This window comes from Paenibacillus sp. D2_2 (assembly GCF_031199965.1).
In the GTDB taxonomy this organism is placed as follows: domain Bacteria; phylum Bacillota; class Bacilli; order Paenibacillales; family Paenibacillaceae; genus Fontibacillus.
In genome coordinates this window covers 2,664,961-2,678,603 of the sequence record NZ_CP133605.1, presented here as the reverse complement: position 1 = coordinate 2,678,603, position 13,643 = coordinate 2,664,961, and the positions used below count along the sequence as shown (strand labels likewise).

The following is a 13,643-nucleotide window of genomic DNA, read 5'->3' as shown; positions in this document are numbered from 1 at the left end:
ATCCATCATACTCTAACGCTCATTCTTTCGGTATTCATGATTGTAATGTCTTCTGTATGACAAGTGTCATATGAATGAGTCTAATTTGGATAATAATCATATTCGTTTTGCGTTGAAATGAACCCAGGCGATCCAAGGATTATCTATGGAAAAATAAAAAGGAATTCCGTAATGGAATTCCTTCAGATTGATCCGCTTTTTATTGTCTATGGCTCTTGCTTAAAATTTTCCAGGAAACTGTTTGACAATACCTTCTGTCAGGATGTCGGCAAAATGAATCATATGGATTTCGTTCTTGTCGGTTGGCAGCCGCTACAATTTTCCCTGCGATCAGAATATGCTCCCTCAGAAGATCAGCCAGCTTATTGCCAACCTCTTCTCCATAAGGAACCAATGGTGATCTGTTTATCAACTTAACCTCTGTTGGAGTAATCCTGCTAGATCTTCAGTAGTATTCCAGACAATTGGACGAATTTCTTTTATCTTAACAGGAGGTATCTCGGCCTCACCGCTGTTTACAGTCCAGATCACAGGAATGTTCAAACCGAGCGCATATCCCGCTCCAAAATATACTTCAGGAGGTTGACCGCTTAAATCTGCAATAATCAGTTTACTGTCCGCAATAAGTTCCAAAGAGTACTTTTCGCAGTTCTGTGACTTCGTATGTGCAAGCAAGCGAGGTAGATAACCGTACTGCTCGATCAAAGGCAATATTCTTTCCTGCCACTCTGTACCCAAATGCATATCCTCCGAGATGAGAATGGAGCATGGCTTTAATTTTTTTCCTTCAGCACTTGCCGCTGCTTCGTTCCATCCTTGTTCCGTAAGCTGAAAGCTCATTCCTTCCCTGATGATCAACTGATCGTTTCTAAGTTTATCAATGATATATACCAGCTCTTGCAGATTCGGTGAATACGTCAGGTTATAGTTGCTAGAAAGTGGTTGAATAACAACAGGCTCCCCAGAGCTTTCAGAATGTCTATACAAATACTGCAGTAGACGCTTGCCTTTATCTTCTATAGTCACAGGGATTTCCGGAGAATTTTCAATGGACTCCATATCGTCAGCAGATAGAGTAACCTTTTCATCACGATCATTTAGCTCCCGGATATAAGCCGATACTAAATGAAGTATATTGCGCTTCTTTTGGTATGATAACGAATTAATAAGTTCGTAGCTGTCTTTATGCAAGCTATAGGACCCGCCGGGTGAACAGGAACAGCCTATATATCTATCGTAATTGCCTTCCGATTCAGTGGGGACAATCTCATCACAGAACAAACAGCGTTTCTTAATCACCACAACTCTTCACCTCTTATCAATATACTGTTATCTACCTTACCAAAATTTTATATAAAAATAGACAAGAAGATATTTCCTCTTTACTGTATAGGAACTAATATTTCACACAAATGATTATCAATCATTTGTGAAGTATATCTTTCAATAATTGGTTGTTCTCTTATTGTTAGATTATTTCTTTCTATCTCAGAAAAAATATTGCCCCAAAATTCACTGACTGCCTCTTTTGTATGGTCAAGCAAGAAAACAGCGTATTTTCCACCAGAAAATTCACCAACATGAGCTGGTTTTGCCACATTAAAATCTTTATTTATAACAACGCAAACATCATAACGACATTCCTCTTTACGAGTAATCTCTGGGTTATCTTGCGGTATACCCAAAATTGTAGAATTATCAAATATACCGTTCGACTTTGCCCACTTTTTAAAATCCTCCATTAATCCTTTGTTCTGCCTTTCACCATACTCCCCAACATTTCGGAAATATGCAATCCTTGATTCAGGTAATTCTTCAATAGTTATTTTCATATTTTAATCCTCCTTTCTTAGATAAGTTAATTCGATATAAAATGTTATTCAAGTTCTTTTTTTAAAAGAATTTGTTTATCTAAAGGCAAGTAAGCTTCGAAGTTCAAAGCAAAAACAGACTGCCTTAGCAGCCTGCTTCAATTCGGGTTCTCCACCGTGAAATAAATTACTTAAACCCCGTAAAAGCCGATCCCGATTGCATAAAGTATTTTTGGCCGAAAAAGTAGAGCAAAATCATAGGAATCGCCATAATCGTTGATGCGGCCATCAGCTTTTCCATTGCGCCCCGTGATCCTGCTGGAAGCCCTGCAGACCGAGCGTAAGCGTCCATTTGGCTGCATCGTTCAAGTAAATAAGCGGTCCCATAAAGTCAGTATATGCACCCACAAAGGTAAACAAGGCGACGGTCGCTAACGCAGGTTTCAATGTCGGTAGAATAATTTGTGCGTATATCCGGAATTCTGACGCCCCATCCATTTTTGCTGCTTCAGACAACTCTCTGGGAACGCCTAAGAGAAACTGCCGCAATAAGAAAATATAGAATGGAGCTCCGAAAAAAGCCCCAATCGTAAGTGGTAGAATAGTGTTGATCCAGCTGAGCTTCGCAAAGATGATGTATTGTGGAATCAACTGCACCTGCGACGGCAAAATCATCGTAGCCAAGACGATCGCGAAAATAATTTTGCTCCCCACCCACGGGATTCGAGAGATCGAATAAGCGACGAGCGGAGCGGCAAACAATTGCCCAATGATACATACCACACAGATAACGAGCGTATTCAGCATATAGTGGCCAAACGGTACGGTTTCAAACGCAGCTATGTAATTCGCCCATTGAAAAGATGCCGGTATGATTCGCGGTGGCAGCTCAAATATTTCGTTCGACGACTTGAGCGAGGTGAATACAAGCCATACGAAAGGAAATAGGAAAAATACAGCAAACAGGATCAACATCGTATGTGGGAAAATTTTCGTGCGAAGCAGTTTTGCAGCGCTCATCCGCTATTCACCTCCGTAATAGACCCAGCGTTTGGATGTTTTCAGGACCAGCAGCGTAATCATCATGACAATGATAAACAGAATCCAGGCGAGCGCCGAAGCGTAGCCCATCTTCAGATTCATAAAGGCTTCCTGGTACAGATTAACGGCATAAAATAATAACGACTGCCCAGGTCCACCAAGGGCGTTGCCCGATTTTCCTCCCGCTAGAATGTAAGATTCCGTAAAAATCTGAAACGCACCGATTAGCCCCATGATAAGCTGGAATAAAATAATCGGCGACAGCGCCGGAACAGTAATTTTCCAAAACCGATACCACCAGTTAGCCCCATCGACCTGCGCCGCTTCGTAATAGGTTTGCGGAACGCCTTGAAGGGCAGCTAGAAAAATCAGTGAACCCGCTCCGGAGCCCCAAAGTCCCATTAGAATCAGTGAAGGCTTGGTAAACCGAGGGTCTAGCAGCCAAGCCGGATCAGGAAGGCCTACCCAGCGCAGAAAAATGTTGACGAGGCCGAAGTCCGGATTCAGCATCCATGTCCAGAGCAAGGCACTCGCGACGCCTGGGATAACCGCAGGTAGATAATATATCGTGCGATAATAATTGATGCCTTTTACTTTAAAGTTCAGCAACATAGCAATGAGCAAAGAGCTGAACAACGTAATAGGAACGGAGATGAAAGCCATAAACAACGTATTGCTGATAGATTTATAAAAGTTGTGATCTTTCATAATCGCCTGGTAATTGTCTATGCCCACCCATCTCGGGAATTAAACAGATCATATTCCGTCAAACTGAAGTATAGAGAGCTGAAGAAAGGATATACGGTAAAAACCAGGAAGCCGATGATCCATGGAGAAGCGAAGACCAGTCCTAGCCAAAAATAATGCCATTCCCTTCTCGTCCAACCCCTCCTCCTTAGAAATGAATTGCCGGATATGGAGTCTCTCATCTACCTGTCCTCCTCATGATAGATTGGATCTAACCCGGCCCTATAAGCGACTGAGTTAGATCCTTATGTCGGATTATTTGACTAGAGGCTGAATCTTATCTTTCACCCTTTTCAACCCTTCATCCACGCTGACCTCTCCACGAAGAATTGCATTGTATTGCGTCGAGAACTCCGTCATATACTCCGACGAAAAAGATGTGGCCGGGAAGGAGTGTAGATTAGGACTCGAGGAATATTGTAAAAACTCCTGGAAGCCAGGTACATCCTTGTAGATTTCATTGGTTTGCAGCGAAGTTCTGGTAGGCAAATTACCGATGGCCGCGGTAAACTCCGCCATTTGTTCCGGTTCCGTGATCCATTTCAGGAACTTCCACGATTCGTCCGGATGCTTCACGCCTTTCGGAATATAAAATACGCTTGTGGTTACGTTGCCCGGATTTTTGAGGTTTGGATTATTTTCATCGTAAGGGATTGGCGCAATGCCGTAATTTAAGTTCGGAGCGAACTGTTTAATGAATGTCGGCAGCCATTCGCCATCGAGCGTCATCGCATACTTGCCTGTGAAGAAAGGATTCTGAGGCGACATGTACTGACCTAATCCGGACGCAAACCGATCGAGCTCACTGGATCCAAACTGATCCCAAATCCCTTTTCCAAACTCGACAGCCGCTTTGACACCCGCATTATCCGGAGTTACCTGCTTTTTATCCGCATCGTAATAAGATCCGCCATAAGCATTACTGAACGTGAAGGCATCAAGCCCCGGCCATAGGCCTAGCTGCTGGAGTTTTCCTCCATCATCTTTGACACTCAGCTTTGTGATGTATTCTTTGAGTTGACCCATCGTTTCCGGAGGTCCGCTCAAGCCTGCTTTTTCTAGCACATCTTTGTTATAAAAGAGCATCGTTACGTGCATGGCAATTGGAATGGCATATGTTTTACCTTGGGACTGGGAAGAGCTCAGGGCAGCTGGCACAAAATCACCTAAATCTACGTTATCCTTCTTGATGTAATCATCGAGTGGCATCATGGCACCCCGTTCTCCCCACGGTACGACATCCTGACCGAAGTTGGACGCGACATCAGGGGGATTACCTCCGGTAATGGCTGTCAGTTGCTTCTGGTAATCGCTTTGTGACAACCCTTTTACCTTAATATCAGGATTGGCATCATTCCACTTCTTGATCAATTTTTCGAGCGCTTCTGCTTCCGGACCTGGTCCAACCATACCAAAAGCTAAGCTCAACCGATTCTTTTTTGGAGTCTCCGCTCTTCGATTCACCGCTTTCCTTCCCGGAGCTTGGAGTATCTTTACCACCACCGCAGCCGGATAAAATCGCAAACATAAATACGAAGATTAGAACTAATATACTTCCTTTTCGCTTCATGTCTCTTCCCCCCTCAACTTTTGATAGCAACAACAACGAGCCCTCGTTTGCTACCATCAACTACCCCATATGTTAGCATGTAAGCGCTTTAGTTAATTTCACTTTTGTATCTTAAAGTTGGACTATCGTTAAAATTTAAAGCTATTTGTTCATGGCCTGTTTACGGAACTGATTGGGAGAAATGCCAGTGTACTTTTTGAAAATTCTGCAAAAGTAAGCGAGCTCGTTAAACCCTGTGGCATAACATACATCCGTGACCGACAATGACGGACGCTGCAGGAGAACAAGCGCATTTGCTATACGTAAATTAACAAGATAGCGGTTGAAGGTCTTGCCCGTCCACTCTTTAAACAATCTGCAAATCGTTGGCTTCGACATATTAGACATGGCGCAAATATGCTCCAGCTTAATGTCCTCATGAGCGTTTTGATCAATATATTCGACCACTTTATTCATCGTATCCCGATACCTTTCGATTTTTTGAAATCCGGCCTTTACAAGTTCCCCATTCACCTGGCGAATGATGATCGATAACAGCTGCAGTAGATTCGCTTTCAGAGCGATTGGAAAAAACGGCGTACGTTCTTCATATTCACTCAGCATATCCTGAAGCAAGTTTCGGATTTTCCCATCCGTTACTCCATCAAAAACAATCTGCGAATGACGAGTGCAGTCTGGATTAAAAAAATGCTTCAAATAGTTGAAGTCAAAAAACATTTGATCCTTGACAGGATCGTCAAATCTCTCGTTGATGAAGGACGGCAAAAATTCGCAACCTAAAATTTCAACCTTCTCTTTTTCGAAAGTCTGAATGCGATGCAGCGTAAAGGGAGGCACAAGAAACAGATCCCCTTTTTTAATCCGGTATTGCCGCGTGCCGAGTGTGTGCAGAAATTCCCCTTTAGATACGTACCATATCTGAAAGTAGTCATGAAAATGGGTGGACAAGCTGACGAGCGAATCCATTCGATACATCTTGCAATGCAAATCTTCCAGCATCTCCAACTTGGAGTTAAAATAAATCACTCCTTTGCGGGTCAATTGATCGATATCGAGTTTTTTCATCTCAAATCACTCCTCTTTGTCCCCTTTTTCGTAAAACCGTAGTTCATCTGCCACTCGCTTCGCGTTTGCAACTCGTTACGTTAGTACAATCATTCCTTTTTTAAATCTAATAAAATTGAACCCTGAATATTGAAAAACTGGGGAGTTGAGCGTATATGGCATCGAAAATCGTTTATTTGGATGGTCTAAGAGGTTTGGCAGCTTGCGTGGTCGTCGTTTCTCATTTTTTTCAGGTATTTGCGCCATCAGTGTTTGAAGGAAAACCGGAGATTGTCCACTTTTCCTTTGAGAGCTTTACGGCAAGGACACCGCTGAACTTATTGTTCAACGGCAATTTTTCTGTCTGCGTCTTTTTCGTATTGAGTGGTTTTGTGCTCAGCTGGCGGTATTTTAGCACGTTAGATAAGATACATATTTACTCCTCCGCGCTGCGCCGATATTTTCGATTGGCGGTTCCGGCAGCCCTGTCCGTCGTACTTGCCTACATGGTCATGTTGCTTGGTCTAGGATATTTTAGCGATATTCGCCAAACGACGTTATCTTCAATGCCTGATCCGTTTGTGGCCAGCTCTAACTTCCTTGTCATGATTCAAGAAGCCTTATTCCACAATTTCTTTCGATATGGATCCGCTTACAATCCAGTGTTATGGACCATGACCTATGAACTGTTCGGTTCCTTCCTCATTTTTGGATTTCTTCTGACCATTGGCAGATTCAAACTTCGGTTTATCGGATATGTGATTCTCGCCGTGCTGCTTATTGATTCGTATTATTTGGGTTTCGTACTTGGCATGGCGCTTAGCGACCTGAAGTACAGCGGTCGAAACTGGCTAACGGTCATTCAGCGACCTTGGATCACCCTCTTTCTTCTGTGCATAGGCTTATATCTTGGCTCCTATCCTTATGTGGGTATCGAGAACACCGTATATTCCTTGCTAGTTTGGAAGACCTCATCTTTTTCATTTTTTGTGTTCTACCATACACTAGGTGCATTTTTTACCTTGACGGCCCTTCTGAATTCTTCTCGCCTCCAATCGCTGTTTAGCCGAAAACTGTTCTCTTACCTTGGCAAAATATCGTTCTCTTTATATCTACTCCACTTCACGATAATCTGCTCACTCGGATCCTATATATTCTATCAGTTACACCTCCTGTTCTCTTACTCTCTCAGCGTTACTCTCACTGTTATACTAACAACCCCAATCATCTTTGCATTAGCCCATTGGTTCTATCTTTTCGTCGATGCGAAAACCCTTTCGTTACTCGGTAAGTGGAGCAAGCGAATCTTCGATCCGTTGATTCAAAAAAGAATCGCAACATGCAAGTGGAAAAAACAAAAAGCGTATAAGAACACAAAAAAGCCGCCCATCGCAACTTCAATCAAGTGACGACAGGCGGCTTAGGCCGCATCTCTTAACGATTTAGATTGACCGATTAATGGCTCTCCGTCAGCTCGATCCACTGATAAGGCTGCTTAGCGGCAATAAGTGCATTTTCAATAATGGTTATAACGGCAATGGTCTCGAAGGACGGCACAGTTACCTCCCGGGTCTCGAAGAATCTCACCAAATCACGAATAAAGCTCTGGAAGAAATCCGATGCCGGCTGTACGACGCGGCAGGCTCCCGAGTCGTAGTTGATGGACAACATGAACGGAGAGCCCTGACCCGGCTGTTGAATCGTTGCCTGTCTTCCGTCAGAAAACTCGATCAGTAGGGCTGGCGCAGCTTCCGTGCCGATGAACATAACGCGCTTCGCGCCTACCCCCATCAAGGAAATGATCGGCTCGATCTGGTGAATCGAGTAATTTTCCATAGCGCCTGGACCCCAACTCGAGATCACCTTGATCCCTGAGCGCTCGACTTCTATATATTCCGCAGCATACCGGAGCGCTGACGAAGAATATAGTGGAGTCTGATACTTCGCGGCCCGATCAAACAAACGAACCGCCGCTGCCCTGTCCGGGGCAAAGGTCTTATCGATATAAGTTGGCTTTCCTGAAGCCAGCGGCAGCTCGGCAAGTACCTCATGCTGCTCCGGGTTGTCAGGCGACAGTACGATCAAGTAATCACTTTGGGTGATTACTTCTTCAATCGTTTCGCACCACGTCAAACCATGTTTCGTACACCATTCCGTATTGCTAAGCCCCTGCTCGGCATCCTTCATGCCATAAGCAAAACATACTTCCATCGTACCGCCTGAAGCATTACGGATCCATTCAGGGTAATTGTTCGCGTGCCATTCATCCAGATAGTAGTCGATAAAACCTATTTTCTTCATCCCAGCACCCCCTGTTCCAGAAGCGATATTTCACGACCTTCTTCAGAGGATTGATAAATAGCTTCAATAATTTGTGAGGACAAAATCACCGTATCAATATGCGACGGCAGCTTTTCTCCAGAATGAATGGCGGAGATAAAGCAGTCAATCTCCTCCTGGAAGGCGTTGCCCTGCGGATATTTTGGGTGCTTTCCAACAAAGCACCGTGCTTCGCCGAATACAGTGTAAACTCCTTGCCGTAATGAAGACGAATGCCCGCTTTGTCCCCAAGAAAATCAATATACATTTCTTCGACGCCGATATTTTGTGCCCAAGCGCCGTTCACAGTAATCGACGGTCCTTCCGTCCGAACCATCGCTGTTACGAAGTCATCCACATCATAGCTGCCCTCATAGTTCGGAGGACCTGCCCACATGTTCAAGTATGCATAATTCGGCATATCTTTGCCGAGCTTGGAATACGTCTGTCCCGATACGGTCTTCGGCTGCGGATCGCCCGTACAGTACATGACGATATCTAGAAAATGAACACCCCAGTCAATGAGCGCTCCTCCTCCCGCGACATCCTTGGTCGTAAAGTCTCCGCCCAGTCCCGGAATCGAGCGATGTGAACGGAAACTGACAACAACATGATACAATTCACCAAGTTCTCCGCTTTCGATCATTTGCTTGATAATATTGACGCCTTTATTGAAGCGATTCACGACGCCGATATTCAGCGTTTTCCCAGTTTCATGCTGGGCTTTTTGCATCTCCAGCGCTTCCTTGTACGTTCTGGCGGCTGGCTTCTCGCATAACACGTGCTTGTCCGCGCGCAAGCAATCGATCGCGATAGAGGCGTGAATGTTGTTCGGAGTACAAACCGAAACCGCCATCACCTCAGGATCGTCCAGAATGACCCGATAATCCTCCACGGCCGTACCGCACCCATACTGTTCAACTGCTTTCTCAGCCCGCTCCCTGCGGATATCGCAGAAATACTTGATCTCGACGTCCTTATTAGCCATATAGGCCGGGATGTGAGCATTGTTGGCAATGGTTCCGCAGCCGATTACCGCTACAATCGTTTTTGTCATAGTAAATTCCCTCCGGTTATTTGAACCCGGTAAAGACAGACCCGGATTGCAAAAAGTATTTGACCTAGCAGCGCCATATGAATGAATACGCCATCGTCTTTTCAAGCCGCAGCCTTTCATTCATCAGTCGTTTTCGGTCAACTACTGCCATGGTAGCATGTAAGCGCATTATTTAATTTCAATATCGTATGTGAAAATAGGATTATCGTATCCATTTCAAATCTGCTTCGTTATTGCCTGTCTTGCGTATGCTTCGGGGGTGAAGTCTTTACTTGAGCAAGCAAAATCTATATGTCAAATTACCGTCTATATTGATCATACAGCACTGTCTTTGCATTTAAAGCGAGCTAGAAGCCTTGCTGACCAATGACACCAGTTGCTCGGGATCAACCGTATCTCCTTTACGAAGCTTAAGCGTCTTTCTTTCTGGTGGACCGTCGAACTTCCCTTCTGGGAACTCTAGATCTGAACAATTAAAAATGGTGAAGCTAACCGCTTCTTTCGAGGTAGAGATCGCAGCTGCATATTTCCCATTTTTCAAAAAGTGAGGCTTCTTATATTGAATACGCTCATGCACATCAGGGATCGCTTGATGTACCACATCACGCAGTCTGAGGGTAAATTCCTTATGCCAAGGTTCCTTCAATTCTTCAATAAAATTGGTTACTTCCTGATTCATTCTCGTACGCTCCTTTATCATTTTCTTAACATTTGGGACATAGATTATCCGGCCACTACAAATACAACGAACTCAAGACTTGAAAATCGACATACTTGCAAAATAAAAACGCTTGCATAATAATGAATCCAGAGTATAATACTTGTATACAAGTATACTTGATTAACAAATGAAGGTAAGATCATGACGTATTCAAGAATGCGTATTATTTCTGGCAATATAGAAAGCGGTACCATTTTGTCCGTACCATTCACACCCTATCTCTTAATGATTTGGAATAAATTAAAGCCCGTTATGGAAAGCTTTGTTCTATTGTCGATGCACATTCGATTTAAAGAAAATTATAGCGACTTGATATGGGTAATTAATAAACATCATTTTTTTAAAGGAGTAGAACAACATCATGAGTAGCTACATGTTAGGCGTAGATATTGGCACCACAAGCACCAAAGCAGTATTGTTCACCGATCATGGTGAAGTGATACAAACGGAGAATATTGGTTACCCGCTACATACACCTGATATATCCACAGCGGAGCAAGATCCAGAAGAGATTTTTCAGGCCGTTTTGCAAGCGGTTTCCAACATTACAATACATCATGCAGATAAACAACCATCGTTTATTTCCTTTAGCAGTGCCATGCACAGTGTTATTGTGATTGACGAAAATGATCAGCCACTAACACCTTGCATCACCTGGGCGGATAATCGCAGTGAAGCATGGGCCCAGAAAATTAAAGAGGAATTGAACGGACATGAAGTTTACAGACGGACAGGAACCCCCATCCACCCCATGTCTCCGTTAAGTAAAATTACCTGGATCGTGAATGATCGGCATGAGATCGCGGCTAAAGCTAAAAAATATATCGGAATCAAAGAATATATCTTCAAAAAGTTGTTCGATCAATATGTTATCGATCACTCCCTCGCCTCGTGCACGGGGATGATGAATTTATCCTCATTAGATTGGGATGAAGAAGCTTTAACTATCGCTGGCATAACGCGTGCTCAATTATCTGAACTCGTACCGACCACCCAAGTATACAACAATTGCAATCTGGCTCTAGCGCAGCGGATGGGTATCGATCCACAGACTCCATTTGTCATTGGCGCCAGTGATGGTGTGCTATCAAATCTAGGTGTGAACGCAATTGGAAAAGGTGAGATTGCTGTCACGATTGGGACAAGCGGAGCGATTCGGACCGTCATTGACAAGCCGCAAACCGATGAGAAAGAAAGAATATTCTGTTATGCCTTAACGGAAAATCATTGGGTGATTGGTGGACCTGTAAATAATGGAGGAATGGTTCTCCGTTGGATCCGTGATGAGCTTGCTTCTTCCGAAGTAGAGACGGCCAAGAGACTTGGAATTGATCCCTACGATGTATTAACCAAGATAGCTGAACGTGTAAGACCAGGAGCAGACGGACTAATATTTCACCCCTATCTCGCAGGCGAACGTGCCCCACTATGGAATCCTAAGGCGCGTGGCTCATTCTTTGGTCTGGCCATGTCGCATAAGAAAGAGCATATGATTCGGGCTGCTCTAGAAGGTGTTATTTATAATTTATACACTGTGTTCTTAGCCTTAACCGAGTGTATGGATGGCCCCGTTACCCGGATTCAAGCAACTGGAGGCTTTGCAAGATCTGAAGTATGGCGGCAAATAATGTCCGATATTTTCGAATCTGAAGTCGTTGTGCCAATAAGTTACGAAAGTTCTTGTCTAGGAGCATGTATACTAGGTCTCTACGCTACTGGGCAAATTGAATCTTTTGATATCGTTAAGCAAATGATTGGTAGTACCTACAAACACACACCACAAGAAGAAGCCGTAAAAGAATATAGACAATTACTACCCGTGTTCATCAGCTTATCAAGAATATTAGAAGATGAATATACACGAATCACCAATTACCAAAGAAGCTTGATCTAAGACAACTAATTCTAAGCAGTGAGGGGATATTACGATGCCATTAGTCATTGTAGCAATAGGAATAGTAGCATTACTTGTATTAATTATGTTCTTTAAATTAAACACCTTCGTATCATTGATTATTGTATCATTCGGTGTTTCATTAGCACTTGGCATCCCACTAGATAATATTGTAAAGACCATTGAGTCAGGTTTAGGAGGTACACTAGGCCATCTAGCGCTTATTTTTGGTCTCGGCGCGATGTTAGGAAAGTTGCTCTCCGATTCCGGAGGCGCCCAGCGTATCGCTATGACTCTTGTTAACAAATTCGGTGAGAAGAACATTCAATGGGCTGTCGTGACTGCCTCGTTTATTATTGGTATTGCCTTGTTTTTTGAGGTAGGGTTAGTGTTATTAATTCCGATTATCTTTGCCATTTCAAGAGAATTGAAGGTCTCCATCTTATATCTCGGTATTCCAATGGGTGCTGCATTATCTGTAACGCATGGATTTTTGCCGCCACACCCAGGACCAACCGCCATTGCTGGTGAACTTGGTGCGAACCTTGGCCATGTATTGCTATATGGATTTATTGTAGCGGTTCCAACAGTAATACTTGCAGGACCTTTATTCACAAAATTAGCTAAAAAGCTTGTACCTCAAGCATTTACTAAAACTGGCGATATCCGCTCGCTAGGTGAACAGAAAGTATTCAAACTTGAAGAAACGCCAGGTTTTGGAATTAGTGTTTTTACCGCTCTGCTGCCTGTAATTTTAATGTCTATCGGTACGTTCATCACTTTGATGCAAAAAACGATCGGATTTAAGGAAAATGCACTACTTAAAGGAATCGAATTCATCGGAAATGCAGATGTGTCCATGTTGATATCCCTATTAGTAGCTGTCTACACTATGGGATTGGCAAGAAAAATTCCAATCAAGAACGTGATGGAATCTTGCGTTTCCGCAATCTCCAACATAGGTATGATGCTCTTGATTATCGGTGGAGGCGGTGCCTTCAAGCAAGTATTAATTGACGGTGGCGTTGGCGACTACGTAGCCGAATTGTTCCAAGGATCTTCATTATCACCGATCCTGCTTGCCTGGATCATTGCTGCTATCTTGCGTATTTCCTTGGGATCTGCTACGGTCGCTGCCTTAACGACAACCGGTCTGGTACTTCCAATGTTAGGACAAACGGATGTTAACCTTGCTCTAGTTGTGCTTGCAACCGGTGCCGGTAGTGTAATTGCTTCACATGTGAACGATGCTGGCTTCTGGATGTTCAAAGAGTACTTTGGTTTGAGCATGAAAGAGACATTTGCAACTTGGACCTTACTTGAGACGATTATTTCCGTAGCTGGATTAGGATTTATTTTATTACTAAGCTTAGTCATTTAAGTGCGAGTTTAAAAAACCTCTATAATTCACAAAAATACACCCCTTAGAATTCATCGGA

10 protein-coding genes and 3 pseudogenes are annotated in these 13,643 nt (G+C 43.5%); 3 read left to right on the top strand and 10 right to left on the bottom strand.

What is annotated here, in order from left to right:
• Window positions 1-408: 408 nt before the first annotated feature.
• The 7 genes and pseudogenes from RE628_RS13655 to RE628_RS13625 form a co-directional block, all read right to left on the bottom strand.
• Entirely contained in the window at window positions 409-1,302 is an 894-nt protein-coding gene (locus tag RE628_RS13655) for a hypothetical protein (protein WP_309159165.1), read from the bottom strand.
• A gap of 80 nt (window positions 1,303-1,382) precedes the next feature.
• Window positions 1,383-1,832 carry an AraC family transcriptional regulator gene (locus RE628_RS13650; protein WP_309159164.1) on the bottom strand — a complete coding sequence of 150 codons (450 nt, stop codon included), beginning with the start codon at window positions 1,830-1,832 and terminating at the stop codon, window positions 1,383-1,385.
• Between the two features lie 166 nt (window positions 1,833-1,998).
• Window positions 1,999-2,831, bottom strand: a pseudogene (locus tag RE628_RS13645) (carbohydrate ABC transporter permease).
• A gap of 3 nt (window positions 2,832-2,834) precedes the next feature.
• Window positions 2,835-3,781: pseudogene (locus RE628_RS13640) on the bottom strand (carbohydrate ABC transporter permease).
• A gap of 73 nt (window positions 3,782-3,854) precedes the next feature.
• On the bottom strand, window positions 3,855-5,009 hold the full coding sequence (locus RE628_RS13635) for an ABC transporter substrate-binding protein (protein WP_309159163.1): 1,155 nt from the start codon (window positions 5,007-5,009) through the stop codon (window positions 3,855-3,857).
• Window positions 4,951-5,169 carry a hypothetical protein gene (locus tag RE628_RS13630; protein WP_309159162.1) on the bottom strand — a complete coding sequence of 73 codons (219 nt, stop codon included), beginning with the start codon at window positions 5,167-5,169 and terminating at the stop codon, window positions 4,951-4,953. The genes RE628_RS13635 and RE628_RS13630 overlap by 59 nt, the downstream gene beginning before the upstream one ends.
• A gap of 141 nt (window positions 5,170-5,310) precedes the next feature.
• Window positions 5,311-6,234 (bottom strand): AraC family transcriptional regulator, encoded by a 924-nt coding sequence (locus tag RE628_RS13625; protein WP_309159161.1) that lies wholly within the window; start codon window positions 6,232-6,234, stop codon window positions 5,311-5,313.
• Window positions 6,235-6,389: 155 nt separating this feature from the next.
• On the opposite strand from RE628_RS13625, the gene RE628_RS13620 reads away from it, so the two are divergent.
• Window positions 6,390-7,622 (top strand): acyltransferase family protein, encoded by a 1,233-nt coding sequence (locus tag RE628_RS13620; RefSeq protein WP_309159160.1) that lies wholly within the window; start codon window positions 6,390-6,392, stop codon window positions 7,620-7,622.
• A 46-nt stretch (window positions 7,623-7,668) separates the two neighbouring features.
• Here the strand turns inward: RE628_RS13620 and RE628_RS13615 are convergent, their stop codons facing one another.
• From RE628_RS13615 to RE628_RS13605, 3 genes and pseudogenes are all read right to left on the bottom strand, one after another.
• On the bottom strand, window positions 7,669-8,514 hold the full coding sequence (locus RE628_RS13615; protein ID WP_309159159.1) for a Gfo/Idh/MocA family oxidoreductase: 846 nt from the start codon (window positions 8,512-8,514) through the stop codon (window positions 7,669-7,671).
• Window positions 8,511-9,589: pseudogene (locus tag RE628_RS13610) on the bottom strand (Gfo/Idh/MocA family protein). The gene RE628_RS13615 and the pseudogene RE628_RS13610 overlap by 4 nt, the downstream one beginning before the upstream one ends.
• A 337-nt stretch (window positions 9,590-9,926) precedes the next feature.
• On the bottom strand, window positions 9,927-10,268 hold the full coding sequence (locus tag RE628_RS13605; RefSeq protein ID WP_309159158.1) for a DUF1801 domain-containing protein: 342 nt from the start codon (window positions 10,266-10,268) through the stop codon (window positions 9,927-9,929).
• A 403-nt stretch (window positions 10,269-10,671) separates the two neighbouring features.
• On the opposite strand from RE628_RS13605, the gene gntK reads away from it, so the two are divergent.
• Together gntK and RE628_RS13590 are read left to right on the top strand one after the other, a co-directional pair.
• Window positions 10,672-12,204: a gluconokinase gene (gene gntK, locus RE628_RS13595; protein ID WP_309159157.1), complete on the top strand. Its 1,533-nt coding sequence runs from the start codon at window positions 10,672-10,674 to the stop codon at window positions 12,202-12,204.
• A 34-nt stretch (window positions 12,205-12,238) separates the two neighbouring features.
• Window positions 12,239-13,585, top strand: a complete 1,347-nt coding sequence (locus RE628_RS13590) for a GntP family permease (RefSeq protein ID WP_309159156.1) — start codon at window positions 12,239-12,241, stop codon at window positions 13,583-13,585.
• The last annotated feature ends 58 nt before the right edge of the window (window positions 13,586-13,643 follow it).